Annotated in this window: 28 protein-coding genes; 16 read left to right on the top strand and 12 right to left on the bottom strand. The window is 61.6% G+C overall.

Annotated features, from left to right (window positions below):
• Positions 1-26: 26 nt before the first annotated feature.
• Both HJB91_RS11310 and HJB91_RS11305 read left to right on the top strand, forming a co-directional pair.
• Positions 27-332, top strand: a complete 306-nt coding sequence (locus tag HJB91_RS11310; RefSeq protein WP_210632989.1) for a 4a-hydroxytetrahydrobiopterin dehydratase — start codon at positions 27-29, stop codon at positions 330-332.
• A gap of 66 nt (positions 333-398) precedes the next feature.
• The gene (locus HJB91_RS11305; RefSeq protein ID WP_210632988.1) at positions 399-791 is read left to right on the top strand and encodes a YkvA family protein; all 393 of its coding nucleotides are present in this window, start codon (positions 399-401) and stop codon (positions 789-791) included.
• 15 nt (positions 792-806) lie between these two features.
• Here HJB91_RS11305 and HJB91_RS11300 read toward each other — a convergent pair whose 3' ends face one another.
• On the bottom strand, positions 807-1,367 hold the full coding sequence (locus HJB91_RS11300) for a sigma-70 family RNA polymerase sigma factor (protein WP_221146090.1): 561 nt from the start codon (positions 1,365-1,367) through the stop codon (positions 807-809).
• A 336-nt stretch (positions 1,368-1,703) separates the two neighbouring features.
• Between HJB91_RS11300 and HJB91_RS11295 the strand changes: the two genes are divergently transcribed.
• From HJB91_RS11295 to HJB91_RS11275, 5 genes are all read left to right on the top strand, one after another.
• On the top strand, positions 1,704-2,213 hold the full coding sequence (locus HJB91_RS11295; protein ID WP_064805485.1) for an invasion associated locus B family protein: 510 nt from the start codon (positions 1,704-1,706) through the stop codon (positions 2,211-2,213).
• A 302-nt stretch (positions 2,214-2,515) separates the two neighbouring features.
• Complete coding sequence (gene rlmN / locus HJB91_RS11290; protein ID WP_210632986.1) at positions 2,516-3,745, top strand: 23S rRNA (adenine(2503)-C(2))-methyltransferase RlmN; 1,230 nt, start codon at positions 2,516-2,518, stop codon at positions 3,743-3,745.
• A 93-nt stretch (positions 3,746-3,838) separates the two neighbouring features.
• Complete coding sequence (locus HJB91_RS11285) at positions 3,839-4,792, top strand: ABC transporter substrate-binding protein (protein WP_221146086.1); 954 nt, start codon at positions 3,839-3,841, stop codon at positions 4,790-4,792.
• Positions 4,793-4,912: 120 nt separating this feature from the next.
• Positions 4,913-5,791, top strand: coding sequence for an ABC transporter permease (locus HJB91_RS11280; protein ID WP_221154743.1), 879 nt, complete (start codon positions 4,913-4,915; stop codon positions 5,789-5,791).
• Positions 5,788-6,582, top strand: coding sequence for an ABC transporter ATP-binding protein (locus HJB91_RS11275; protein ID WP_221122928.1), 795 nt, complete (start codon positions 5,788-5,790; stop codon positions 6,580-6,582). The genes HJB91_RS11280 and HJB91_RS11275 overlap by 4 nt, the downstream gene beginning before the upstream one ends.
• A 25-nt stretch (positions 6,583-6,607) precedes the next feature.
• Here the strand turns inward: HJB91_RS11275 and HJB91_RS11270 are convergent, their stop codons facing one another.
• Entirely contained in the window at positions 6,608-7,249 is a 642-nt protein-coding gene (locus HJB91_RS11270) for a LysE family translocator (RefSeq protein ID WP_221122929.1), read from the bottom strand.
• Positions 7,250-7,334: 85 nt separating this feature from the next.
• On the bottom strand, positions 7,335-8,186 hold the full coding sequence (locus tag HJB91_RS11265) for an SDR family NAD(P)-dependent oxidoreductase (protein WP_221154741.1): 852 nt from the start codon (positions 8,184-8,186) through the stop codon (positions 7,335-7,337).
• 177 nt (positions 8,187-8,363) lie between these two features.
• Here HJB91_RS11265 and HJB91_RS11260 point away from each other — a divergent pair, with 177 nt between their 5' ends.
• The 4 genes from HJB91_RS11260 to HJB91_RS11245 all read left to right on the top strand — a co-directional run bounded on the left by HJB91_RS11260 (position 8,364) and on the right by HJB91_RS11245 (position 11,856).
• Positions 8,364-9,587 carry an argininosuccinate synthase gene (locus HJB91_RS11260; protein ID WP_210632980.1) on the top strand — a complete coding sequence of 408 codons (1,224 nt, stop codon included), beginning with the start codon at positions 8,364-8,366 and terminating at the stop codon, positions 9,585-9,587.
• A gap of 268 nt (positions 9,588-9,855) precedes the next feature.
• Entirely contained in the window at positions 9,856-10,458 is a 603-nt protein-coding gene (locus HJB91_RS11255) for a TetR/AcrR family transcriptional regulator (protein ID WP_221154740.1), read from the top strand.
• Positions 10,459-10,502: 44 nt separating this feature from the next.
• Positions 10,503-10,946 (top strand): cupin domain-containing protein, encoded by a 444-nt coding sequence (locus tag HJB91_RS11250; protein WP_259669877.1) that lies wholly within the window; start codon positions 10,503-10,505, stop codon positions 10,944-10,946.
• 268 nt (positions 10,947-11,214) lie between these two features.
• Positions 11,215-11,856: a LysE family translocator gene (locus tag HJB91_RS11245; RefSeq protein WP_210632977.1), complete on the top strand. Its 642-nt coding sequence runs from the start codon at positions 11,215-11,217 to the stop codon at positions 11,854-11,856.
• Between the two features lie 6 nt (positions 11,857-11,862).
• Here HJB91_RS11245 and HJB91_RS11240 read toward each other — a convergent pair whose 3' ends face one another.
• Positions 11,863-12,294, bottom strand: a complete 432-nt coding sequence (locus HJB91_RS11240; protein ID WP_210632976.1) for a hypothetical protein — start codon at positions 12,292-12,294, stop codon at positions 11,863-11,865.
• Between the two features lie 218 nt (positions 12,295-12,512).
• Here HJB91_RS11240 and HJB91_RS11235 point away from each other — a divergent pair, with 218 nt between their 5' ends.
• The 4 genes from HJB91_RS11235 to ppa all read left to right on the top strand — a co-directional run bounded on the left by HJB91_RS11235 (position 12,513) and on the right by ppa (position 17,971).
• Positions 12,513-14,600: a M3 family metallopeptidase gene (locus HJB91_RS11235; protein ID WP_221154739.1), complete on the top strand. Its 2,088-nt coding sequence runs from the start codon at positions 12,513-12,515 to the stop codon at positions 14,598-14,600.
• 159 nt (positions 14,601-14,759) lie between these two features.
• The gene (gene typA / locus HJB91_RS11230; protein ID WP_085779724.1) at positions 14,760-16,580 is read left to right on the top strand and encodes a translational GTPase TypA; all 1,821 of its coding nucleotides are present in this window, start codon (positions 14,760-14,762) and stop codon (positions 16,578-16,580) included.
• Positions 16,581-16,780: 200 nt separating this feature from the next.
• On the top strand, positions 16,781-17,287 hold the full coding sequence (locus tag HJB91_RS11225) for a GNAT family N-acetyltransferase (protein ID WP_221154738.1): 507 nt from the start codon (positions 16,781-16,783) through the stop codon (positions 17,285-17,287).
• A gap of 147 nt (positions 17,288-17,434) precedes the next feature.
• Positions 17,435-17,971: an inorganic diphosphatase gene (ppa, locus tag HJB91_RS11220; RefSeq protein ID WP_210632974.1), complete on the top strand. Its 537-nt coding sequence runs from the start codon at positions 17,435-17,437 to the stop codon at positions 17,969-17,971.
• Positions 17,972-17,975: 4 nt separating this feature from the next.
• On the opposite strand, the gene HJB91_RS11215 is transcribed toward ppa, so the two are convergent.
• Both HJB91_RS11215 and HJB91_RS11210 read right to left on the bottom strand, forming a co-directional pair.
• On the bottom strand, positions 17,976-18,287 hold the full coding sequence (locus HJB91_RS11215; RefSeq protein ID WP_210632973.1) for a DUF167 domain-containing protein: 312 nt from the start codon (positions 18,285-18,287) through the stop codon (positions 17,976-17,978).
• Complete coding sequence (locus tag HJB91_RS11210) at positions 18,284-18,574, bottom strand: YggT family protein (RefSeq protein WP_011427104.1); 291 nt, start codon at positions 18,572-18,574, stop codon at positions 18,284-18,286. The genes HJB91_RS11215 and HJB91_RS11210 overlap by 4 nt, the downstream gene beginning before the upstream one ends.
• Before the next feature lie 142 nt (positions 18,575-18,716).
• Between HJB91_RS11210 and HJB91_RS11205 the strand changes: the two genes are divergently transcribed.
• Positions 18,717-19,949 carry an MFS transporter gene (locus HJB91_RS11205; RefSeq protein WP_210632972.1) on the top strand — a complete coding sequence of 411 codons (1,233 nt, stop codon included), beginning with the start codon at positions 18,717-18,719 and terminating at the stop codon, positions 19,947-19,949.
• A 13-nt stretch (positions 19,950-19,962) separates the two neighbouring features.
• Here the strand turns inward: HJB91_RS11205 and HJB91_RS11200 are convergent, their stop codons facing one another.
• The 6 genes from HJB91_RS11200 to hemC all read right to left on the bottom strand — a co-directional run bounded on the left by HJB91_RS11200 (position 19,963) and on the right by hemC (position 26,168).
• On the bottom strand, positions 19,963-20,715 hold the full coding sequence (locus HJB91_RS11200; RefSeq protein ID WP_210633045.1) for a glutamine amidotransferase: 753 nt from the start codon (positions 20,713-20,715) through the stop codon (positions 19,963-19,965).
• Positions 20,705-21,190 (bottom strand): TerB family tellurite resistance protein, encoded by a 486-nt coding sequence (locus HJB91_RS11195; protein ID WP_085860640.1) that lies wholly within the window; start codon positions 21,188-21,190, stop codon positions 20,705-20,707. Before HJB91_RS11195 ends, HJB91_RS11200 begins: the two co-directional genes overlap by 11 nt.
• A gap of 17 nt (positions 21,191-21,207) precedes the next feature.
• Complete coding sequence (locus HJB91_RS11190; RefSeq protein WP_210632971.1) at positions 21,208-22,827, bottom strand: heme biosynthesis protein HemY; 1,620 nt, start codon at positions 22,825-22,827, stop codon at positions 21,208-21,210.
• Between the two features lie 4 nt (positions 22,828-22,831).
• On the bottom strand, positions 22,832-24,100 hold the full coding sequence (locus tag HJB91_RS11185; protein ID WP_210632970.1) for a COG4223 family protein: 1,269 nt from the start codon (positions 24,098-24,100) through the stop codon (positions 22,832-22,834).
• 423 nt (positions 24,101-24,523) lie between these two features.
• Positions 24,524-25,231: a uroporphyrinogen-III synthase gene (locus HJB91_RS11180; protein WP_221154737.1), complete on the bottom strand. Its 708-nt coding sequence runs from the start codon at positions 25,229-25,231 to the stop codon at positions 24,524-24,526.
• Between the two features lie 7 nt (positions 25,232-25,238).
• Positions 25,239-26,168 carry a hydroxymethylbilane synthase gene (gene hemC, locus HJB91_RS11175; protein WP_221122937.1) on the bottom strand — a complete coding sequence of 310 codons (930 nt, stop codon included), beginning with the start codon at positions 26,166-26,168 and terminating at the stop codon, positions 25,239-25,241.
• Positions 26,169-26,171: the final 3 nt, after the last annotated feature.

Raw genomic sequence — 26,171 nt, 5'->3', positions numbered from 1 at the left:
CTGCTGACAGATGAGAGGACCATGGCATGAAACAGGAAAGACTGGAACGGGCGGCGGCCGAGGCACGACTGGCTGAGCTTTCAGGCTGGGCGCTCAACGATGCGGCCTCTTCAATCTCGAAAACGTTCAAGTTTTCAAATTTCATCGAGGCCTTCGGCTTCATGACGCAGGCAGCGATTACGGCCGAGAAACTCAACCACCATCCCGAATGGTTCAACGTCTATTCCCGGGTGGATGTGACGCTGAACACGCATGATGCCGGCGGGCTGACGGAACTGGATTTCAAGCTCGCCAGGGCGATGGACAAGGCGGCGGCACGCGGTGCCGTTTGAAACGAGCGCTGATTGAAAGCCGAAGCGCCATCACCATATGTTCGCATGGACGAAAGGATGTCAGGAATGGACGAGGTCAAATTCGGGGAAATCCTGCTGCCGGGCGACGAGGACACCCAGAGCCGGCGGGAGGAAACCGTACGGCAGAAGTTCTGGCCGACCTTCCGCCGGGCCGTGCGCCAGATTCCCTTTTCGCGCGACGTCGTCGCGGGTTTCTACTGTGCGCTCGATCCGCAGACGCCGACCAAGGTGCGCGGCGTGCTGCTGGCCGCGCTGGCATACTTCGTCATGCCGATAGACATGATCCCGGATATTTTCGCTGTTATCGGCTTTTCTGACGACATCGCCGTGCTTTCCGCCGCCTTCGCCATGGTGCGCGGTCATATCCGGCCGAACCATTACGACGCAGCGGACCGCGTCCTTGCCGACCGGCCTGCGGACACGATGAAAACGATTTGAAGGCCGCGGCGCGGTTCACCTGAGTTCCTGCTCGAGCATCTTGCGAAGCTTTCCAAACGCAAGCCGAATACGTGATTTCACCGTGCCGAGCGGCAGCCCGGTCGCTTCGGCTATCTCAGAATGCGATTGGCCGAGAAAGAAGGCTGCACGCAGCATATCGCGCTGTTCTTCGGACAGTTGCTCGACAGCGGCGCGCAGCTTGGCATCGCGATCGCCATTGGCGACGATTTCATCGGCACCGATCTCAGCCGGTGGCAGCAGGGTCGGGTCCGTTTCGTCGAAAGTGCGGGTGCTGGTGCGGCGCCGCAGATCGATGCGGCGGTTGCGGGCGATGCGAAAAAGCCAGGTCGACAGAGAAGATCGCGTCGCATCGTAGAGATAGGCCTTGTGCCAGAGCACGATCATGATCTCCTGGACCAGCTCTTCGGCCTCGCCTGATGTCATCTTCTGGCGCATCAGCCAGCTCTTCAGGCGCGGCGCGAAATAGTCGAACAGGATAGAAAAGGCCTGCTGGTCGCGATCATCCGCGACGGCCTTTGCGAGGGCAGCGAAACGCTGTCTTTCCTCGGCATCCATGTCGTCTCACCAGCCCCCTGCGGCGAAAATTTCGTCCCGGATTTCCAAAGTCTTAATGAGGTACAGCGGATTTTTGAAAGGTCAAACTGTTGCCTGAATCTTTGTGTCTTAAGTTCAGCCGAACGGCCAGTCGGTGCCATCGGCGCACCGGCATCGCAGCCGATTTCGGCAAGGGGCAAAGGTGGTAGTCGAGCTGAAATGACACAGGCACATACAAATCGCAGCTATTGTTGACCATTTGGTAACCTGAATTAAGTCAAAATAAAGCAGATCGTGATTATGCGGCGCCCGCTATGATCGCTTCGGGCCTTGAATCGCAAGAACCGGCAGGAATCCATGTTTGTAAGAAGTATCGTATCCGCCCTCGCCCTCACCCTGACAATGGCCGGAGTGGCGGCAGCGCAGCAGGCCGCGCCGACCCGCATTCAGCAGTTCCAGGCATGGGGCGCCTATTCCTATAAGTCGGGCAATAGCACCGTGTGCTACGTGCTGTCCGTTCCAACGGCAAAGCAGCCAGCAAGCGTCGACCATGGCGACAATTTCTTCATCGTTTCGCAGCGGCCCGGCCAGAACATCTCCTACGAGCCGCAGGCGATGATGGGCTACACGGTGAAGGAAAATTCGAAGATCAATGTCGTCATCGACAACAAGACCTTCGTCATGTTTACCAAGGACAAGGCGGGCTGGGTCGAGAATGCTGCCCAGGAGCCGGCCCTCGTCGCGGCGATGAAGACCGGCCATTCGATGACCGTCAATGCGGTTTCGCGCAAAGGCACCGGCACGTCCTACAGCTATTCGCTGTCGGGCATCTCGGCTGCGCTCAAGCAGATCGAAAGCTGCAAGTAAGCGGGACTTTCGGTCACAAAGTTTCAAGAGCCGGCCTTGTGCCGGCTCTTGCCGTTTAGGTCTCTGCTGTATGCATGTCGTTTTTCCAAAACCGCTTCACACTTTTGGGCGACATGCATTAGTGACGCGCGGGCAAAATAATGCTAAAGGCCGCGCAAACAGCGGACAGATCGCGATATCAGTCGCCGTCCGCCATCAATTTCTGCCAATGTGCCGTCATGCCTCCGCAAGTCTTCCGGATCAGATCCCGAAGTCCGCGGCTTGCGGAACGGTTACGTGTTCGAATTCGGGGTCAGAAGCCTATGTCCGTCATGGATGCGATCGTCATCAACAAACCTCAGGCCGCGCGCCCGTCTTCCGGCGCCGAGAAGCCGTCGTTGATCGGGCTCTCCCGGGAGGAAATGGCGGCGGCGCTCCGGGAAAAAGGCGTGCCCGAAAAGCAGATCAAGATGCGCGTCTCGCAGCTCTGGAATTGGATCTATGTGCGCGGCGTCTCCGATTTCGACTATATGACCAATATCGCCAAGGATCTTCGTGAAATGCTGAAGACGCATTTCACCATCGCGCGTCCGGAAATCGTCGAGGAGCAGGTCTCGAACGACGGCACGCGCAAATGGCTGCTGCGTTTTCCCGCGCGGGGCGCGGGCCGCCCGGTCGAGATCGAGGCCGTCTACATTCCGGAAGAGGGCCGCGGCACGCTCTGCATCTCAAGCCAGGTCGGCTGCACGCTGACCTGTTCCTTCTGTCATACCGGTACACAGCGCCTGGTGCGCAACCTGACGGCGGAGGAAATTCTGTCGCAGTTGCTGCTCGCTCGCGACCGGCTCGGCGACTTCCCGGATCGTGAAGCGCCGCAAGGCACGATCATGCCTGCCGAGGGCCGCAAGGTCAGCAATATCGTCATGATGGGCATGGGCGAGCCGCTCTATAATTTCGACAGCGTCAAGCAAGCGCTGCTGATCGCCACGGATGGCGACGGCCTGTCGCTGTCCAAACGCCGCGTGACGCTTTCCACCTCCGGCGTCGTGCCGGAGATCTTCCGCACCGGCGAGGAGATCGGCGTCATGCTGGCGATCTCGCTGCATGCGGTGCGCGACGACCTGCGCGATATTCTGGTGCCGATCAACAAGAAGTACCCGCTGAAGGAACTGATCGACGCCTGCAAGGCCTATCCGGGCCTTTCCAATGCCCGGCGCATCACCTTCGAATATGTGATGCTGAAGGACGTCAACGACAGCCTCGAAGACGCGAAGGGTTTGATCAAGCTCCTGAAAGGCGTGCCGGCGAAGATCAACCTCATTCCGTTCAATCCCTGGCCCGGCACCAATTACCAGTGTTCGGATTGGGAGCAGATCGAAAAGTTCGCCGATTTCATCAATTCGGCCGGTTACGCTTCGCCGATCCGCACACCGCGCGGCCGCGACATCCTTGCCGCCTGCGGCCAGCTGAAATCGGAATCCGAACGCATGCGCAAGACCGAGCGCCTGGCCTTCGAGGCAATGATGATCGCCAATCACGGCGCCGACGACTGATCAGCAAGTTTGATCCTCGCTACAATTCTCCTGCATTGATTTAAGCATGCGCTTTTCCTAATAGTGCCGCCAAAATCATTCAGGAGGACATCCATGCGCCCGATTTTGCTCGCTCTTGCCGCCACTTTGGCCCTTTCCCTGCCCGCCAAGGCCGATAATGTGACCGTTGCCGTCACTGCGATCGTCGAGCATCCCGCGCTCGATGCCGCCCGCAAGGGCGTTCTCGACGTGCTGACGTCGGCGGGCTACAAGGAAGGCGAGAACCTGAAATTCATGTTCGAATCGGCGCAGGGCAATCCGGCGACGGCAGCCCAGATTGCCCGTCAGTTCGCCGGCGACGAGCCCAACGTGATCGTCCCCATTTCCACGCCGTCGGCCCAGGCCGTCGTCTCGGCGACGCGCGACATTCCTGTCGTCTTCACGGCCGTCTCCGATCCGCTCGGCGCCCAGCTCGTCAAGAACATGGACAAGCCGGGCGGCAACGTCACCGGCCTTTCCGACATGTCGCCCGTCGGCGAGCACCTGGCGCTGATCAAGGAAATCCTGCCGAAGGTGAAGACGATCGGCTATCTCTACAACTCCGGCGAGGCGAATTCGGTTTCGCTGCTCGCCGTGCTGAAGGCCGAAGCCGAAAAGGCCGGCCTGACGGTGGTCGAATCGGCCGCGACCAAATCGGCCGAGGTTCAGGGTGCCGCCCGCGCCCTCGTCGGCCGCGCCGATGCCATCTATATTCCGACCGACAACACGATCATCTCCGCGCTCGAGGGCGCCGTTGCGGTTGCCGAAGAGAGCAAGTTGCCGCTCTTCACCGCTGATACGGATTCGGTTTCGCGCGGTTCGATCGCCGCGCTCGGCTTCAATTATTACGACGTCGGCAAGCAGACGGGCGAGATCGTCGTGCGCGTCCTGAAGGGCGAAAACCCGGGCGACATCGCGGTCAAGACCGCCGCCGGCAGCGATCTCGTCGTCAACAAGGCGGCTGCGGCCAAGATGGGCGTCACCCTGCCCGAGAGCGTGCTTTCACGCGCCAACAAGGTCATCGAATAAGCGCTCATCGTCGCATCAACCATTCACATTCAGCCGCTCCCGTTTGCACGGGGGCGGCTGAAGTATTAAAAGGCTGCGGTTTCGCGACGGGCGGAACGAAAACAAAAGGGGCTGAAAGCCTTGAGCCAAATCGCATTCTGGGGGGCCGTCGAGCTCGGCCTGGTCTATTCCTTCGTCGCCCTCGGCGTCTATCTCGCCTTCCGCGTCCTCGATTTTCCTGACCTCACGGTAGACGGTTCCTTTCCGCTCGGCGCGGCGGTTACCGCGGTGCTGATCATTGCCGGCGTCAATGCCTGGCTCGCGGCGCTGATTGCGATGGCGGCGGGTGCGGCGGCCGGCATGGTGACGGCGCTACTCAACGTGCGCTTCAACATCCTCAACCTGCTCGCCTCGATCCTGACGATGATCGCGCTGTTTTCGGTCAATCTGCGGGTGATGGGAAAACCGAACGTCGCCCTCATCAATGCCGATACGATGATCAGCCCGTTTTTCGGCCATGGCCTGCGTGATTTCTACGTGCGGCCGCTCTTCGTCGGCGTTCTGGTTATTGTCGCGCTGATCATTGTCTGGCGCTTCCTCGACAGCGATGCCGGGCTTGCGATGCGCGCCACCGGCGCCAATGCCCGCATGGCCCGCGCCCAGGGCGTCGACACCAGCCGGCAGATCTATCTCGGCATGGCGATCTCGAACGCGCTGGTGGCGTTCGGTGGCGCCTTGTTTGCCCAAACCAACGGATTTGCCGACGTCACTTCGGGCGTCGGCACGATCGTCGTCGGTCTTGCCGCCGTCATCATCGGCGAGACGCTGCTCGGACGCCGGGGCCTGCTGATCGCCCTCGTCGGCTGCGTGCTCGGCTCGATCCTCTATCGCATCGCCATCCAGCTGGCGCTGTCGAGCGACGTCATCGGCCTGCAGGCCTCCGATCTCAATTTCGTGACGGCGGTGCTCGTCACCTTCGCGCTCATTCTCCCCCGTCTTCGCCGAGGTGCCGCATCGTGATCAGCGTCAAGGATATCAAGGTCGTCTTCGGACGCGGCACGCCGCTGCAGAAGCAGGCTCTGAACGGCGTCAGCCTGACCATCGAACAAGGCTCCTTCGTCACCGTCATCGGCTCCAACGGCGCCGGCAAATCGACGCTGCTCGGCGTGCTCGCCGGCGATGTCATCCCGAGTGAGGGACAGGTGCTGATCGGCAAGAGCGAGGTGACGCGCAAATCGACGGCAGCGCGCGCCGGCCTGGTGGCGCGCGTCTTCCAGGATCCGCTGACTGGCAGCTGCGGCTCGTTGTCGATCGAAGAGAATCTTGCTCTGGCGGCCCGGCGCGGCGAAAAGCGCGGGCTTGTGCCGGCGCTTGGCGGCAAACGTCGGGACTATTTCAAGGAACGGATCGCCGAGCTTAATCTCGGGCTGGAAAATCGGCTGAAGGATCGCATGGATCTGCTCTCGGGCGGGCAGCGGCAGGCCGTGTCGCTCGTCATGGCGACACTTGCAGGCTCCGAGGTGCTCCTGCTCGACGAACATACGGCGGCGCTCGATCCCGGCATGGCTGAGTTCGTGATGGACCTCACGCAGAAGATCGTTGCCGAGCGCAAGCTGACGACGATGATGGTAACGCATTCCATGCGCCAAGCGCTGGATTACGGCCATCGCACGATCATGCTTCATGGCGGCGAGATCGTTCTCGACGTGGCGGGTGACAGCAGGAAGGACCTGCAGGTCGAAGATCTGATCGCCATGTTCCGCAAGATGCGCGGCCAGACACTCGATGATGACGCTTTGCTGATCGGCTGAGCCGATCGGCGAAGCCGATAGCGGCCTATCGCGCTTGGGTGAGCAGGATTTTGGCGGCGAAGACCGAGAAGACGCCGGCGAAGGTATAGTCCATGCCGCGCAGAACCTTCTTGTTGTTCTGCAGCCAGGACGCCAGCCAATCGGCGGCGAGGATCACGCTGGCATTGACCGGCATGCCGATCAGGATGAAGCAAAATCCGAGAAACAGCAGTTTCTGCGTAACGGCGGGATCGCCGGCGCTGACGAATTGCGGCAGGAAGGTCATGAAGAAAATGATGACCTTGGGGTTTAGAAGATTGACCCAGAAGCCGGATGAGATGTTGGCAAACGCGGTCCCCTTCTGCGTCTCGACCTTGGCGACCGTAAGTTTCGATCCGAAGCGGATCGCCTGTACTGCGAGCCAGAACAGATAGGCCGCGCCGCCGGTCTTCAGGATCAGGAAAGCCGTTGGTGAGGCAGTGATCAGCGCCGAGATGCCGAAGGCGACCAGCATGGTGTGGACGACGATGCCGAGGCTGGTGCCGACGACGACGAAGAGGGCAGACTTCTTTCCTTGGGCCAGCGCGCGGCTGATCGACAGCGTCATGTCGGGGCCGGGCGTCGCGGCAAGGAGGAGCGTCGCGGCGGCAAAGGCCAGAAGTGTTGGCAGGCTGGGCACGAAATCCATGGCACTCTCTGCAAGCCGGAAAAAACCTGACGATCTCTAATCCGGCTTTCAGAAAATTACCAATCAAACCTCCTGATGGCGACGATCACTTCTGCTCCAGGAAGGCCTTGAATTTGTCGGCATAGTCCTTGTGCCAGCGCGACAGCGGCGGGCGGTTCTCGATGATGTCGCCGGCCGCCCAGGCCATGCGGCGTTCATCGACCGGGCGGGTGACGTCGTTGTCCGGGCAGAGGATATAGAAATCGCCGCGTTCCAGGCTCTCGACCATGAAGTCGACGGTCTGTTCCGGTGTCCAGGCGCCAGCCGGCTTTTCCGCGCGGTCACCCTTGGTGAGGCCAGTGAAGACGAAGCCGGGGATCAGCAGGTGCGCCGAGATTTTTGACCCCGCGGTGTTGCGAAGCTCGTGTTCGAGCGCTTCGGTAAAGACTTTAACGCCAGCCTTGGAGATATTGTAGGCGGGATTGCCCGGTGGCGTGGTGATGCCCTGCTTGGAGCCGGTATTGATGATCAGGCCGGGCTCGCCATGGGACAGCATCTTCGGCCCGAAGACGCGTGTGCCGTTGACGACGCCCATCAGGTTGACGGCGAGGATATGGTCCCAATTGCCCTGCGGGCTGAAGATCGAGGTTTCCGGACCGATACCGGCATTGTTCATCAACACGTGGACGCGGCCAAAACGCTGGAGCACGGCGCGTTCAAGCGCCTCCAGGGAGTCGCGGCTGGCGACGTCGGTCTCGACCGCCATCACATCCTCTTCGCCGGCAATGGCCTTGAGTTCGTCGGCGGCGTTAGCCAGCCGGTCGCCGCCGAGATCGGCGATGACGACGCTCATGCCGCGCCCGGCAAAGTACTTCGCCGCCGCAAGCCCGATGCCGGAAGCGCCGCCGGTGATGACGGCAACATTGGACTTCTTGAAAATGTCTTGAATATTCGTCACGGGGACAGCCCCTCCTCGAGCGTTGTTCGCACGCAGCCGAATATGGGCGCCGCTTTCGCAGTGTCAAACGCTATCGGCGCCTCAGCGATCGCACTTGCCCTTGCGTCACGCGCCAATCTCGCTAAAAGTGCCGCGACACCGGGTTTTCGCCGGCCTTATGCAACGGACCTCATCATCATGGCATCATACAAAGACGTGAAGAAAGTCGTGCTCGCCTATTCCGGCGGCCTCGACACCTCGATCATCCTGAAGTGGCTGCAGACGGAACTCGGCGCCGAAGTCGTCACCTTCACCGCCGATCTCGGCCAGGGCGAGGAGCTGGAGCCGGCGCGCAAGAAGGCCGAGATGCTCGGCATCAAGGAGATCTACATCGAGGACGTCCGCGAGGAATTCGTCCGCGATTTCGTCTTCCCGATGTTCCGTGCCAACGCCGTTTACGAGGGCGTCTATCTGCTCGGCACCTCGATCGCCCGTCCGCTGATCTCAAAGCATCTGATCGATATCGCCCATAAGACCGGCGCCGATGCGATCGCCCACGGCGCGACCGGCAAGGGCAACGATCAGGTTCGCTTCGAGCTCTCCGCCTATGCCCTGAACCCCGACATCAAGATCATCGCGCCCTGGCGCGATTGGGCGTTCAAGAGCCGCACGGAGCTGCTGGCCTTTGCTGAACAGCACCAGATCCCGGTCGCCAAGGACAAGAAGGGTGAAGCTCCCTTCTCCGTCGACGCCAACCTTCTGCATTCATCTTCCGAGGGCAAGGTTCTCGAGGACCCTGCTCAGGAGGCGCCGGAATATGTGCATATGCGCACGATCTCCCCGGAAGCAGCGCCCGACAAGGCGACGACAATCAAGGTCGGCTTCCGCAAGGGCGATGCCGTGTCGATCAACGGTGTCGAGATGTCGCCGGCGACGCTGCTCGCCACGCTCAACACCTACGGCCGCGACAACGGCATCGGCCGTCTCGATCTCGTCGAGAACCGCTTCGTCGGCATGAAGTCGCGCGGCGTTTACGAAACGCCCGGCGGCACGATCCTGCTCTCTGCGCATCGCGCTATTGAATCGATTACGCTCGACCGGGGTGCCGCCCATCTCAAGGATGAGATCATGCCGCGTTACGCCGAGCTGATCTATTACGGTTTCTGGTTCTCGCCGGAGCGCGAGATGCTGCAAGCGCTGATCGACAAGAGCCAGGAGCATGTCGAAGGCGAAGTGACGCTGAAGCTCTACAAGGGCAACGTCATGGTCATCGGCCGCGAGAGCGAAAAGTCCCTCTACTCCGACAAGCTCGTCACTTTCGAGGACGACCAGGGCGCCTACGATCAGAAGGACGCGGCCGGCTTCATCAAGCTCAACGCACTGCGCCTGCGCACGCTCGGAAAGCGCAACCTCGCGAAGTAATCGCGGAATTCGTCTTCGGACGGACATCGGCCCGCCGGCATCGCCGCGCGGGCTTTTTATTGAATGAGTGGCAAGCGCGCCAATACCTCTCGGGGCATCCAAGATGACCGGATTGCCCCAACGACGCTCATCAATCGTCGCTGTTCGCGCGCCATCGCCTGCGTCCAGGTCTTGCCGATACCCTCTCCGCCAACGGTCAACAACTCCAGTTGACATGATCGTAAAATGGTGTCACTAGAAGCGACATTAATACATCATGAGAGACATAATGTCCCAACAGTCGCCCACACGAAAGTACAGTTCCCCCTTACGGGAATCGCAGGCCCAGGAAACACGGGAGCGCATCCTGCGCGCCACCTCAGACCTTCTCAACGGCAATGCGTTCGCGGACATTTCCATGGACGATGTTGCGCGGTCTGCCGGGGTGGAGAGGCGAACGGTGTTTCGGCATTTTGCAACGAAGGAAGCGCTGTTCGACGCGTTCTGGGTCTACATTAACCAGAACATGAATGCGGCGACCCTGCCAACGACCCTGGAGGAGCTTCTTCGCTCGCCCCTCGACGCCTTTCCGCAGTTCGACAAGAACGAAGGTATCATTCGCGCCACCCTTCATACGCCCACGGGTCACGCCATGCGGATGCGGACGGTCAAGACACGGCGCGTTGCGTTCCGGACGTGCCTCGAAGACGCCAATCTGGATATAAATTCCAAGAGCGCCCGCAAGGTCGAGGCGCTCTTCCACCTTCTCTACAGCGCCAGCGCCTGGGAAACGCTTAAAGACTACGGCGGATTGACGGGGAAGGACGCGGGACAGGTCGCGTCCTGGGCGATGCAGGCGCTGTTGAAGGCTGCCGAGACTGACGAGAACTGATCAAACACATGCCGGCAAGAGCCGGCCCGACGATGGAGCCGATAATGGATCAAGCATTCAAGACACGAGAGACCGCGGACGTCCTTTGGGTCATTCGCGACAAGGTGCAGTTCATGGGCGAAGTGCCGGAGAAGGGCTTGTCGATCCTGGAGGTGACCGTGCCTCCCGGTTCCGGTACGCCGCCGCACAAGCACGAATCCGTGGAGATATTCCGGGTCCTGAGCGGTGAGATCACTTTCACGGTGTTCGACAGCGTACCTCCCTCGCAGATGGTCGCGCGGACCGGCGACGTTCTCACCCTGCGGTCCTTCCAGCCGCACAATTATGCCAACACCGGAAGCCTTCCCGCCCAGATGATCGCAGTCGTGGAAGATTCGATGAGCCACTTCTTCCGCGACATCGGCCAGAGCGAAGTTCCGCCGGATGGCCCCCCCTTCGGCGGAGGAAATCGGCGCGGTATTGGCGGCGTGCCAGAGGCACGGAATTGAGGTCCTGGGCACCTGATGGGTGACCGGGCGACGTCGCATCCGTCACCCGGCCGACGGCGACCCGTTGCGGAAGCGCCCCGGACGCGGCGCCGGGCTCGAGCCCGGCCGATGCCAACCGGACGGTGATGACGACATGCAGATTGGGATTGGAGCGGTTCAGCTTCTCACGGAGCGCAGAACCGCTCTGACCTTTTCATGGCCGTGTCATCGCCCTTGACGGATGCCTGCCATCGCTTAGTCTGCTCCGGTCATTCTTCGGAGCATGTCCATGACGCAGTCCCTGCTCTTCGGCGCCTTTCTGGCGGCGCTGTTCTATGTGCTCATACCAGGCCCCGCCTTTCTGCAACTGCTCGGCATCGGCGCCGGGCAGGGGCGCAAGGCCGGCGCCTTGTTCATGATGGGGCATCTGGTCGGGGATCTCATCTGGTCGTCGCTGGCGCTGATTGCGATCGTCGGCGCCAAGACGATCGGAACCTTCGTCTTCGATCTGCTCGGGCTCGCCTGCGGTTTCTACCTCGCCTGGATCGGCTGGGGCGCCGTCAATGCCAAGCCAAAAGCGGATGGGCAGGCGCTTGTCGTGATCGAGCGGCCGTTCCGGCGTGGCCTGATTTTCGGGGTCACCAACCCGAAGGGGTACCCGGTGGCGCTTGCCACCTTCACGGCGCTGGTCGCGGGCTCGGCCGGTGCACTCGATTTCGAGGCGCTGCCGGTGCTTCTCGCTGTGTCCTTCCTGGGTTTCGTGACCGCCGACATCATCCTGATCGGCGTCATTGGCGCGGGTGCGGTGCGGCGCTTCTATCGCGCCCATGAGCGGCTGATCGTGCGCTCGTCCGGCGTCCTGTTCATGGGCTTTGCCGCCCAGGCGCTATGGCACGCCACGCCCGGTCTCATCGGTTGGCGCAAGGCCTAACTGCGATCATGCATTCAAGAAACTGACGATCGATTTCAGCGTCTGAACCTCATGAGGATCGCCGATCGACATGGCGACCTGCAGCTGGTTCTTGTAATAATCGAGGAAATTGAAACTCGTGCCGTCGGTGACGCCGGAGAGATCGATGATATTGCCTAGCGGATCGATCGCATGCATCGGCAGCGGTTCCGAAATCGCGGCGTAAGTGTTCTGGTCGATCAGGCCGCTATCGAAGCTTTGGCGGGCGTAGTTGCGCAGCTCGCCGGGGCTGACCGCGGTGAAATCCGGCCCTTGGTCGAGATTATCTTCGATGTGGAACGAGACCGGAGCCGGAGCCTTGGTCTCGATTTGAATATCGGCTGTCTTCGAATTTCTTGCGTTATTAGGGTTGTTTTTAAATAGCAAACTCTGAGAAGACCGCAGGGAAAAAATTTCCATGGCGCATGTCCCCTGGCAGGAAAGATCACCGGGAAACTAGCGCTTGTGGGTGATTCGCGTCAATCGTTAACAAACGGTTAATTTTCAACTGTGAAATCTTGCCCACCGGCTGACGTGCGTCAGATCGCCGAATGAGACAAAAGCCCATCGCGACGACATACCAATTCCGTGACGGCTCTCCTATATTGACCATCCCGCATACCAAAAGGAATTCTCCGATGGCTTCTCCCCACGATTTCAATCCGGCGCTCATCAACTGGGACGCTCTCCACGGCCTGCCACGGTTCGATGCCATCGATGACGGCGATTTTTCCGCCGCTTTCGACGCCGCACTCGCCGCGCACGAGCAGGAGATCGACGAGATTGCCGGAAACAGTGATGCGCCGACATTCGACAATACGGTGGTGGCGCTGGAGATTGCCGGCGATGCGCTCTCGCGCGTTTCGGCGCTGTTCTGGAACAAGGCGGGCGCACATACCAACGAGGTCATCCAGGCGCTGGAACGGGAGATCTCGCCGAAGATGTCACGCCACTATTCAAAGATCGGGATGAACGCCGCGCTCTTTGCCCGCATCGATACGCTTTGGGAGAACCGCGAGAGCCTCGGCCTGACGCTGGAGCAGACGCGGGTGCTGGAGCGGCATTGGAAGGGTTTTGTCAAATCCGGCGCCAAGCTTGAAAAGCCCCAGCAGGAGAAGCTTGCGGCGATCAATGAAAAACTCGCGGGCCTCGGCACGCAGTTCGGCCAGAACGTCCTGGCCGACGAGAAGGCCTGGGCGCTTATGCTATCCGAGGGCGCCGAGCTCGATGGGCTGCCGGAATTCCTGCGCGACGCGATGGCGGCGGCGGCGCGCGAACGCGGCGAGGAGGGCAAATATGCTGTGACGCTGTCGCGCTCGATCATCGAGCCGTTCCTGACCTTTTCGGAGCGCCGAGATCTGCGCGAACAGGCTTTTAATGCGTGGGTGGCGCGCGGCGCAAACGGCGGGGAAACCGACAACCGCGCCGTCATCAAGGAAACGCTGGCGCTGCGCCATCAGGTGGCGAAGCTGCTCGGCTACGGCAATTTCGCCGAGCTGAAACTCGACAACACGATGGCGAAGACGGCAGATGCGGTGAACGGCCTTTTGAAAGCCGTCTGGGCGCGGGCGGTCAAACGCGCCGGCGAGGAAGAGATCGACATCGCGGCGCTGATCGCCGAGGAGGGCCGGAACCACGAGGTGATGCCCTGGGACTGGCGCCACTACGCCGAAAAGATCCGAGCCCGGAAGTTCGATTTTTCCGAGGCCGAGCTCAAGCCCTATCTGCAGCTCGAAAAGATCATCGACGCCTGCTTCGATGTGGCCGGCCGGCTGTTCGGCATTCGCGGGGTCGAGAAGAAGGGTGTCGCGGCCTATCACCCCGACGTCAGGGTGTTCGAAATCAGGGATCGGGACGACAGGCTGGTCGCCCTCTTCCTCGGCGACTATTTCGCTCGTAGTTCGAAACGCTCAGGCGCCTGGATGAGCTCACTGCAATCGCAGCACAAGCTGCAACTGAAGAACGGCCGCCGCGGCGAGTTGCCGATCATCTACAATGTCTGCAATTTCGCCAAACCCGCCGAGGGCAAGCCGGCGCTGCTGTCGCTCGACGACGCCCGCACGCTGTTTCATGAATTCGGCCATGCGCTGCACGGCATGCTTTCAAACGTCACCTATCCCTCGGTTTCCGGCACCGGCGTCTCGCGGGATTTCGTGGAGTTGCCCTCGCAGCTCTACGAGCATTGGCTGACGGTTCCCGCCATCCTCAAGGAATATGCCGTGCATTTCGAGACAGGCGAGCCGATGCCGCAGGCGCTCCTCGACAAGGTGCTGGCGGCCCGCACCTTCAATGCCGGTTTCAACACCGTCGAATTCACCTCGTCGGCGCTCGTCGATATGGCGTTTCACACGCGACAGGCCGTCGACGATCCGATGGCGGTGCAGGCGGAGGTGCTGGCCGAGATCGGCATGCCGAAGTCGATCGTCATGCGCCATGCCACACCGCACTTTCAGCACATCTTCTCCGGCGGTTATTCGGCCGGCTATTATTCCTACATGTGGTCGGAAGTTCTCGACGCCGATGCCTTCGCCGCCTTCGAGGAGACGGGCGACGCTTTCAACGGCGAGATGGCGCGCAAGCTCAAGGAAAATATCTATTCCACCGGCGGTTCGGTTGATCCCGAGGATGCCTATAAGGGCTTCCGCGGCAAGCTGCCGAGGCCGGATGCTATGCTGGTCAAAAAGGGACTCGCCACCTTCGAGGAATTGACAGGCAGCGACGCTTAAGACAGTTTGATGACAGAGAAGCGAGCGGCATGGCGGCAGCCATGCCGCAGCTTTCGCGCGCGACCCCCTTTCGCAATCGCGAAAAAACCGGTAAGAGCGCGCCAAACGTAAATGGCGCGTCCACTTGGCGTAGCGCCCCAGCCTCAGAGATTATGACATATGGCACTTCGCAACATCGCGATCATCGCGCACGTTGACCATGGCAAGACCACTCTCGTTGACGAGCTTCTGAAACAGTCCGGCTCCTTCCGCGAGAACCAGCGCGTCATGGAACGCGTGATGGATTCCAACGACATCGAAAAAGAGCGCGGCATCACCATTCTCGCCAAGGCGACCTCCATCGAATGGAAGGATACGCGCATCAACATCGTCGACACGCCCGGCCACGCCGACTTCGGTGGTGAAGTCGAGCGCATTCTCTCGATGGTGGACGGCGCGATCGTTCTCGTGGACGCTGCCGAGGGCCCGATGCCGCAGACCAAGTTCGTTGTCGGCAAGGCCCTGAAGGTCGGCCTGCGTCCGATCGTTGCCATCAACAAGATCGACCGTCCCGACGCCCGCGCCGACGAAGTCGTCAACGAAGTCTTCGACCTTTTCGCCGCCCTCGATGCGACCGACGAGCAGCTCGACTTCCCGATCCTTTACGGTTCCGGCCGCGCCGGCTGGATGAACTACGATCCGGCAGGCCCGAGCGACGAAGGCCTCGCACCGCTGCTCGACCTCGTCGTCAAGCACGTGCCCGAGCCGAAGGTTGAGGAAGGTCCGTTCCGGATGATCGGCACGATCCTCGAAGCCAACAACTTCCTCGGCCGCATCATCACCGGCCGCATCGCGTCCGGTTCGATCAAGCCGAACCAGGCCGTCAAGGTTCTCGGCCAGGACGGCAAGCTGATCGAACAGGGCCGTATTTCCAAGATCCTCGCCTTCCGCGGCATCGAGCGCCAGCCGATCGAGGAAGCGCATGCGGGCGACATCGTCGCCATTGCCGGCCTTTCCAAGGGTACGGTCGCCGACACCTTCTGCGATCCGTCGGTGACGGAAGCCCTGAAGGCGCAGCCGATCGACCCGCCGACCGTCACCATGTCCTTCATCGTCAATGACTCGCCGCTTGCCGGCACCGAAGGCGACAAGGTGACGAGCCGTGTCATCCGCGACCGCCTGTTCAAGGAAGCCGAAGGCAACGTCGCCCTCAAGATCGAGGAAAGCGCCGATAAAGATTCGTTCTTCGTCTCCGGCCGTGGCGAACTCCAGCTCGCCGTTCTGATCGAAAACATGCGCCGCGAAGGCTTCGAGCTTGCCGTTTCGCGTCCGCGCGTCGTCATGCACAAGGACGAGAGCGGCCAGCTCCTGGAGCCGATCGAGGAAGTTCTGATCGACGTCGATGAAGAACATTCCGGCGTCGTCGTGCAGAAGATGTCCGAGCGCAAGGCAGAGATGGTCGAGCTTCGCCCGTCGGGCGGCAACCGCGTCCGTCTGGTGTTTTACGCGCCGACCCGCGGCCTGATCGGCTATCAGTCGGAACTGCTGACGGATACGCGTGGTACGGCGATCATGAACCGCCTGTTCCACAGCTACCAGCCCTACAAGGGTGAGATCGGCGGCCGCGTCAACGGCGTGCTGCTCGCCAACGAAGCCGGTGAAGCCGTTGCTTACGCCCTGTTCAACCTGGAAGACCGCGGCCCGATGATAATCGACGCCGGCGAAAAGGTCTATATGGGCATGATCATCGGCATTCACACGCGTGACAACGACCTCGAAGTCAACGTGCTGAAGGGCAAGAAGCTGACCAACATCCGCGCCGCCGGCAAGGACGAAGCCGTCAAGCTGACCCCGCCGATCCGCATGACGCTGGAGCGCGCGCTCTCATGGATCCAGGAAGACGAACTCGTCGAGGTCACGCCGAAGTCCATTCGCCTGCGGAAGATGTATCTCGACGCCAACGACCGCAAACGGTTCGAAAAGACCAAGGCGGCTCTCTAAGAGCCCAGTCGTTCCCCCTTTCAAACCCCGGCCTTCGAGCCGGGGTTTTTTATTGTGCGCTGCGCTGATTCCGACTTGTGACAATCGTTAAAAAAGCGTTAAATTTTATCCGTCGTCCACATATCAAGTCTGTGGGCAATCGATCACGATGCGCTCGCCGCATATGGTTAATTGCCTGCGGCAGGACCAGAGTAAACGTTATGAAGACGTTGTCGATCGATGTCCGGCGGGCCGAACCGCACGATGCCCGAGCCATTTCGGAAACGCACAGGCTCGCCTGGCAACACACCTATGCGGGCATCATTCCGCATCGCGCGCTGACGCAGATGATCGAGCGACGCGGCGAAAATTGGTGGCGCAAGGCAACACGCGGACCCGCGACGTTGCTGGTTCTCGATGTGGCAGGGACAGTCGCCGGTTATGCGACGCTCGGTCTCAACCGTGCCCGCGCCCTGCCGCAGGAAGGTGAAATCTACGAGCTTTATCTTCGCCCCCAATATCAGGGAATCGGTCTCGGCCACATGCTGTTCGGCGAGGCGCGCCGGCTGTTGAAGTCGCTCGGCTGCAACGGGCTGGTCGTCTGGTGCCTTGAAGAAAACGAGGCCGCCAGCCGCTTCTACCGCCATCATGGCGGGACCGATTTCTGCGAAGGCATGGAAAATTTCGATCACAAGCAGTTGAAGAAGATCGGTTTCATCTGGAACTGATCGGCCTGCTCGAGCGTCGCACACCTCTCCTCTAAAGTTTTTGCGGCATCACGCCTGTGTCATCACGCATCGGTGATCTGCCGTGTTGCGTTGCGAGATGAAACTGATTATCTGGCTTCGAGCAATTCAACCCCGCGGGAGTATCCTATGCGCATCGACGCCATTTCAATCGGTAATAATCCACCTGAAGACGTCAACGTTATCGTCGAGGTTCCTGTTGGCGGTCATCCGATCAAGTATGAAATGGACAAGGATGCCGGCACGCTGGTCGTTGATCGTTTCCTCTACACGCCGATGACCTATCCGGGCAATTACGGTTTCGTACCACACACGCTGTCTGAAGATGGCGACCCGATCGACGTGCTGATCGCCAGCACCCGACCGCTGGTTCCGGGCTGCGTCATCAACGTGCGTCCGATCGGCGTCCTGAAGATGGAAGACAATTCCGGCAAGGACGAGAAGATCATTGCCGTGCCGTCGCCGAAGCTGACGCTGCGCTACGAGAAGGTGAAGGACTTTACCGATCTTCCGGAGATCACGCTGAAGCAGATCGAGCATTTCTTCGAGCACTACAAGGACCTGGAGCCCGGCAAGTGGGTGAAGATCTTCGGCTGGGGCGATTCCAAGGAAGCCGGCCAGCTCATCATCGAGGCCGTCGAGCGGGCCAAGAAGGCGAAGGGCTGAACCCTCAGCCCAATAACGCTTCGAGCTTTTTTACCAAATCCTCCGGGTCGCCCTCAATCCGGAGGATTTTTTTACGCGCCGTCTCGCCGGAGACGAGGCTGATGCTGGATTTCGGAATGCGCAGCGACCGGGCGATCAGAAGGATCAGCGCCTTGTTGGCCTTGCCCTTCTCGGGCACTGATGTGACGCGCGCCTTCAACAGGGTCTCGCCGTCGCCATCCGCTTCGACGCCATCGATCGCGTCACGCCCGCCATTCGGCGTCAACCGAACGGCCAGGCGCAGCTGATCGCCGGAAAATCTCCAGGGAGGGCTCAAGCGACCAGCGGGTATAGCGTAGTCCAAAGGAAGGTACGCAGGAAGAAGATGATCACCAGCAGGATGATCGGAGAAATATCGATGCCGCCGAGATTCGGAAGCAGACGGCGGATCGGCTTCAGCGCGGGTTCGGTGACATTGTAGAGGAACATGCCGACCGAATTGACGAACTGGTTGCTGGAATTGATGACGTTAAACGCATAGAGCCAGGAGAAAACGGCACTGGCAATCAGGATCCAGGTGTAAATATTCAAAACCAAATCAATGGTTTGAAACAAGGCAAACATCGTCGTCTCCAATTGGTTGTTGACAGACATGTAGACATTGGCGACTAAACGGGCAAGTGCCGTGTCGAAACGCATGGCAGATCATGTTTAACGGGCGGCCTCGCAGCCATTCCGGCGCGCCCGCTTCCTCGGACAGGGCCCCATGTCGTTTTCGCCTACCGGAGACCGTTTCGCCGCGTTTCGGCATTCGTCCTACACGCGTTTCTTCTTCGCGCGCTTTCTGCTTTCCTTCTCGCAACAGATCGTCAGCGTTGCCGTCGGCTGGCAGATGTACGACCAGACCGGCAAGGCGATCTATCTCGGCCTGATCGGGCTCGTACAGTTCCTGCCGTCGCTGCTGCTCATTCTCGTGACCGGTTCGATCGCCGATCGGCACAATCGCCGGGCCATCGCCGCTCTTTGCTCTCTGGTGAGCGCGCTCTGCACGCTGGCGCTGCTCGTCATGACGGCGACGGGAACCTTCGCGCCCTGGCCGGTCTTTGCGGTGCTTCTGATTTTCGGGATCGAGCGCGCCTTCATGTCGCCGGCGGTGCAGTCTCTCGCACCCAACCTCGTGCCCGAGCGCGCCCTTTCCAATGCGATCGCCTGGAATTCATCGTCCTGGCAGCTTGCGGCGATCACCGGGCCTGTAATCGGCGGCCTGCTCTATGGGGTCAGTGCGACGACCGCCTATACGGTGGCGGTCATCTTTTCCGTCCTCGGGGCGGCTCTCCTCTTCATGATCCCGAAGCCGGAACAGAAGACGACGGGTGAGGCGAAGAGCTGGGCGATGATCCTCGGCGGCTTCAGTTTCATCCGCGCCGAAAAAGTCGTGCTCGGCGCGATCTCGCTCGATCTCTTCGCCGTTCTGCTCGGCGGCGCCACGGCGCTGATGCCGATTTTCGCCCGCGATATTCTGACGCTTGGCCCTTGGGGCCTTGGACTGCTACGGGCAGCACCGGGGCTCGGCGCCATCGTCATGGCGATCTTCCTCGCCGCCTATCCGCTGAAACACCGCGCCGGCCTCTATATGTTCATCGGCGTCGCTCTGTTCGGTGTCGGCACCATCATCTTCGGCGCCTCGTCCAATACAGAAATTTCGATCGCAGCGCTGGCGCTGATGGGCGCGGCCGACATGGTGTCGGTCTATGTGCGCGAGAGCTTGATCGCGCTCTGGACGCCGGATCAGCTGCGCGGGCGGGTCAATGCGGTCAACATGGTCTTCGTCGGCGCTTCCAACGAACTTGGAGAGTTCAGGGCGGGCACGATGGCATCGGTCTTCGGCGCGGTGCCGGCAGTCGTCATCGGCGGGCTCGGAACACTGGCGGTCGCGGCGATCTGGGCTTCAAGTTTCCCGAAGCTGCGCAGGATCGACACGCTCGACGCGCCCGCCTGACCACTAAACGGGATTATGCTCGCAGAGCGATAGACGGTGTCGCCTTCGCCGACTTTCCCTCGAAGACGAGATCGAGGAATTCTGTCAGCCAGGCTCTCAGCGGCGCGTCGAACAGCATGCGGCCTTCGAGGTGTTCGCGGCCCTGCTGGGCGTTCGGCAGAATGAAGCGATGCGCGCCGTGCACGACCCAGCGATGCATCATCACTCGGGTGAGTTCGGCATGGAACTGCAGGCCCCAGGCGTTGCCGTCGTAATGGAAGGCCTGGTTCGGGTAGGCATCGCCTTCGGCGAGCAGATCGGCGCCGTGTGGCAGCTCGAAACCTTCGCGGTGAAAATGATAGACCATCTTCGGCCAGTGCATCAGCAGGCGGCCTTTCTCGGTCGGGTGCAGCGGGTACCAGCCGATCTCCGTCGAGCCGTCGGCATTCGGCTGTACCTTGCCGCCGAGATGACGCACCAGCATCTGGGCCCCGAGGCAGATACCGAGAAAAGGGCGTTTTTCCCGTAGCGGAACCTCGATCCAGTCGATCTCCTTCTTGACGAAGTCATCCGGATCGTTTGCGCTCATCGGTCCGCCGAAGACGACGGCGCCGGCATGGTCTGCGAGCGTCGTCGGAAGCGGATCACCGAGGACCGGGCGACGGACATCGAGGCAGTAGCCTTTTTCGACCAGCAATTGCCCGACACGGCCGGCACTAGACCGCTCCTGATGCAGGACGATAAGGATCGGGCGCCGGTCGCGGCCCGGATTTTGCTCAGTCGGCATCATCTTGCGCAACCTGGATATCCGTGACCCTGGCGGCCGCCTCCTGCCGCTTCTGAATGCGTTCGCGTGAGGAGACGCCGAGCAGATCGGCGATACGCCAGATGACATGGTCTTCCATCTCGCTGCGCTCGCCATCGGCGTAAACGATGTCCCAGAGAATGCCGATCAGCTCCAGCCGTTGCTCGGTATCGAGATGGCGTTTCAGGTCGGCGGTGAAGCGATAATAGTCGACGGCGGAGCTTTCGGCTTCGAGGCCGGCGGCCATCAAAGCATCGAGCTGCTTGCTGTCGAGCGAATACTGCTCCTTCAAGAGCTTGCGCAGCCGCTTCTTTTCACTAGCCTTGATCTGACCGTCGGCTTCCATCACCTGCATGCAGAGTGCTGCCACTGCGATGCGCGGGTCATCGGGGGCAAAACCTTTCTTTGGACGATCGGCGGTGAGCTTCTGGAAGAATGCCTGAAAGCGTTCGAACATGCGGGTTTCGTTCCGTGTCAGAAAAGGCGAAGCCGTGTCTTGGGTTCCGGTTCCGTCCTGGGATCGCGAACGCCGGGATCATCCGGCAATCCGCCGAAAAAGGGCTTTGTTTCGTTCGGTGCTGGCGCTTTGTCGCTGGCGGTGGATTCGGCCGGTTTCGGCTTTGCCGGTGCCGGTGACTGTGCCGGCGCCGGGCGCACGGCCTCGGCGATCGTCGCGGCGCGTTCCAGTTCGATGATGCGATGATCGTTGACCGGGCTCTCTGGCCTGACGTCACGCAGCGGCGGCAGGGTCTTCAGAGCCGTTTCGATCGAGGCGGGCGCCGACCCTTCTTCGAGCGGCCCCTCGATCTGACCGAAGGGCGCCTTCCATTCGAAGGCGTCGAGACGACCCGTGACCGGCGACACCGGCAGCCATTTGTCGGAGACGAAACCATCCGCCACCCAGGCGGGATCGCGCGGGGCTTTCAGTGCCTGGGCCAGCCAGTGGCGCACGCGGCCCTGGTCGCCGGTCTCGGCTTCCTCTATGTCGGCGAGCAGCAGAAAGGCGGCTTCTCGCGGTTCAATACGCGCCGCCGCTTCCGCCTTGGCGCGCGCCTTGGCGAATTCCTGCGCGTCGAGCGCCGCCTGGGCGACGACGAGAAGAGATTCGACATTGTTCGGGCGCATCGCTTCCAGGCGTTCGGCGCGCTTCAGCCGGTCGAGCGTGGAATCGCCGCTGCGGGCTCTGACATAGGTCTGGCCGATCTCGGGATGAGGCGCCGATTTCCACACCTGTTCGAGGATCGAAGCGGCCTTGCGCAGACCGCCTTCGCGGAACAGTGCCTTTGCGGCAATGAGAGCGGCCGGAACGAAATCGGCGGCGAACTTCAGCGCCTGCAGGGCGTCGTCGCGGGCGCCGGCCGGGTTGCCTTCCAGCTTCTCGGCGGCGCGTGCCGTCAGGAGCACGGCGTGCAGGCGGTTGGCCTCGGGTTTTTCGACGACGCGGGCGGCCTTCTGCTGTTCGAGCAGTCGGATCGCATCGTCCCAGCGGCCAGCCTGGCTGCGATATTCGAGGGTCGCCTGGGCGGCCCAAGGCAGATAAGGTGCATTGTCGGCGGCCTTTTCGGCGTATTGGCGGGCGGCCTCGTTGGCTCCGAGGCGGCGGGCTTCGAGATAGAGGCCGCGCAGGCCAAGCTCCCGCGTTTCCGGGTCGTTGGCCATGGCTTCGAACTTGGCGCGCGCCTCATCATGGCGGCCTTCGATCAGTGCGGCCTGGGCCTCGAGCAGATTGATCAGCGGCTCCTGATCGGCGCGGATGAGGCCACGCGAACGAGCCGCCATCTTGCGGGCGAGCAATGCATTGCCGGCGCCGGCAGCGATTAGGCCGGTCGACAGCGCCTGATAGCCGCGGTCGCGCTTGCGGGCGCGGAAATAGCGGGTCACCGAATGCGGCGAAGTCCAAATCAACCGGACGAACCACCACGCGATCATCACGGCGGCGATGAGGGCGATGATCGCGCTGACGGCGACGATCAGTTTCGTCTGGTAGATCTGGCCTTCCCAGATCAGCGAGATGTCGCCGGGACGATCGGCGAACCAGGAAAAGCCATAGGCGAGAAGCAGGACGAGCAGGGCGAAGATGACAAGCCTGGTCATGGTCTCACCCTTCCTTGCCGGCGCCGGCGACCGCCTTCGACAGCGCCCCGCCAACCAGCTCCTCGACACGGATGCGCGCCTCCAGAGACTGCTTGAAGGCAGCGGAGGCCTGCTTGCCGGCAGCCGGCAGATTGTTCCATTCGGCGGAAGCGCCGGGCAGATCGCCGTTCTTCACCTTGTCCTCCAGGCGGGCGGCGATCGCCTCAACGCTTTCGCCTTCGATATTGCCGACGGGTCGGACCGTCACCAGTGATTTTGCGCTCGCCATCAGCCGATCCGACCAGCTCTGGTTTGGATCCGGCTGATTGATCGATTCGATGATGGCGTTGGCAACGTCGGGAACCTGACGCATCAGCTCGGCGCGTGAGGGAACGCCGGTCTCGGCAAAAGCGCGCAGATCCGTAACGGCAGGATCGTCGGGTGCGACGCCAGCGAAGGTATCCAGCTCGGCCAGGAACGGCCCGCCGCGATCGATCGCTGCCTTCAGGGCGGCTGCCGCGATCGCCCGCGCGACGGCAACATCCTCGCGCGGCTCGTTGAGCTTCTTTTCGGCCTCGGCCAGGCGCTTGGCGATATCGGCATCGCTGCTCGTCTGCTGGTCGGAGGACTGGGCAAGCATCGAGCGCAGCTGATCGACCTGACTGCTGAGCTCCGCAACCTTCTGGTTGAGAGCCTCGACATTTGCCGGATCCGCCGATGGCCCCGCCGCGGAGTTCTTCGCAGCCGTTTCCAGCGCGGCGATCCGCGTCTCAAGCGCGCCGTCGCCCGTGTTTGCGGGATTGGCGGCAAGGTTGGCGACGGTCTGTTTCAAGCCGTCGATCTCGCCGGAGAGATCGGCCACCTCGGGCGAGGTGGTCTCAGGCGCGGAGGAACCCGGGAGGTAACCGGCATATTGAATGACGCCTGCGCCAAGCAGCGCCACGAGGCCGCCGAAAATGCCGGCGGCGATAAGACCGGAGGTGCCGGCGCCCCGCGGCGCGGGCTGTTCGGCAGGGGGCGTGAAGGAAGGTTCGGCGACTGCCGGCGTCTCCTCCTCCGGCTCCGATTCGGGCTTGCTTTCAGGTTGAGGCTGCGACGCCGCTTCGGTTTCCGGCGCCGGGCCAAGATCCGCAGGGGGGCTGTCGGCGTCGCCGGCATCGTTGTTCACCGGCTTTGTGGTATCGGCTTCGGAGGCGAAGTCCTGTGCATCGAGGTCGATCGTGACCGGCTCATCGGCGCTCTTCGAATGGCGTGGCGGGTTTCCCGATACCATGAGGTCCTCTTTATCCTGCATTGCAACGAAACTAGACAGTGATGCCAATTAAGGGAAGAGGTTAGATCAAATTTGGGCGGTTTGGGCCTTTCCTGGTCAGATTGAAGCATTCTGTTGGCTCAAACGGAGTCGGAGGGTCGACCGGCCGGCGCGCGTCGTAGCCAAGCTCCACGGCCAAGCCGGCCGGTCGATCAGCCGGCCCGTTTCAGCCAACCCTCCCGCAGATTTGCGTGGCAAAACTGCAAGACTTTGGAATCGCCGGACGCACTTGTCGCTTCGCCACGGCGAAGCGGTGCGGCCGGTGGGCCGGGCATGTTTCCGCCAGGATCAGAGGCGATCGGCTCGGACGTACCTTGGGGTATGCCCGTCGCCAATCGCCTCTGCCCTGACGAAAACCTGCTCCGGCAGAATGCTTCAATCTGACCAGGAAAGGCTCAAAAGCCTTCAAAGCAGCGACAAAAGACTTTGCTCATCCGGCATGGATGAAATCGCCACAGTTTTTTTCAGGGACATCGGAATGGCCTGCGCCACCGTTTCGCTCAGGCAGAGAAGGTGGATTTCGCGGTGTCCCGACAGGGCTGATCGCAGCTCCGCCAGGCGAAAAAAATCTTCCACCGTCTGCCGGGAATAGAAGAGAACGGCGTTAGGGCAGCCGCCGGAAAAGACAGCTTCGATCTCGGCCGGGCTCGGAGCAACCGGCGTCATGCGATAGCATTCGGCGACCGAAAAGCGGATGCCGAGTTGGCGCAATCTTGTTTCGAAGGTTTCGGCGCGCGGCAGTCCGGCGAGGTAGAGCAACTCCTCCGCTCCCTGCGTGGCGATGAGATCGGCGAGATCGCGGCCGTTGCCTGCGGACGCGGCGACCGAACGGAAGCCGAGTCCGCGCGCCTCTTGCGCCGTCATCTCGCCGACCGCAAAAAGCGGGCGGACAAGATGCGGACGAAGTTTCTCGCCGAGCGCGGATGCGACCCTGACGGCTTCGGCGCTGGTCACCGCGATCGCGCCGCTGGTGGCTTCGAGCGCGGCCGCGGCTGCGGCACTGTCGTGCTGTGGCCGGCGCAGCGGCAGCAGCAGAGGCTCGTGGCCCATATCGCGCAGACGTTGTGCTGTTCTTGTCGCTGAATGCGCGGGGCGGGTGACAAGCACACGCATGGCTGCTTCAGTGCCAGTCGTCGAAGAAGGTGCTGCCGGCTCTTGCGCGCACATCCTGGCCGGCGCGGGTGCCGAGTGCGGCCGCATCGCGGCGGTGGCCGTCCGTCGTCACCGCATGCTGGCTGCGGCCGTCTGGCGTGAGGATCAGGCCGGAGAAGCGGATCAGGTCGCCCTCGCAGACGGCATAGCCGGCGATCGGCGTGCGGCAGGAGCCGTCGAGAGCAGCGAGGAAGGCGCGCTCGCAGGAGACGGTGTCGAAGGTCGCGGCATCGTTGACCGATGCCAGCAGCTCGTCGATCCTCGTATCGCCGATCCGGCTCTCGATGCAGATTGCCCCTTGGGCGGGCGCCGGCGGGAAGGCGTCGGGGTCGAGGATATCGGTCAGCGCTTCGACCTTGCCGAGGCGCTTGAGGCCGGCAAGCGCCAGCAGCGTCGCGTCCACCTGACCTTCTTCGAGCTTGCGCAGCCGGGTTTCGACCGAACCGCGGAAGACTATGACGTTGATGTCGGGTCGCATGCGGCGGATCAGCGCCTGGCGGCGCAGTGACGAGGAGCCGACGGTGGCGCCATGCGGCAGGTCGATCAGTTTGGGTGCGGTGCGGCCGATGACGGCGTCGCGGATATCCTCGCGCGGCAGAAAGGCGGACAGATGCAGGCCGTCCGGCAGGTGCGTCGGCATGTCCTTGGCGGAGTGCACGGCGAAATCCAGCTCGCCTGAGACGAGCTTCTGTTCGAGCTCCTCGGTGAAGAGGCCTTTGCCGCCGATTTCAGCCAGCGACCGGTCGGTGATGCGATCGCCCTTGGTCGACAGCACGACGATCTCGAACATCTCTTCAGGCAGGTGATGCGCCGCCATCAGCCTGTCGCGGGCCTCATGCGCCTGGGCAAGCGCCAGCGGGCTGCCCCGCGTGCCGATCCGGAAAGGTTTTGTTTGCATCCG

This window comes from Rhizobium sp. NLR10b, from assembly GCF_019685435.1.
GTDB lineage: Bacteria > Pseudomonadota > Alphaproteobacteria > Rhizobiales > Rhizobiaceae > Rhizobium.
This window is presented reverse-complemented; position numbering and strand designations above follow the sequence as displayed.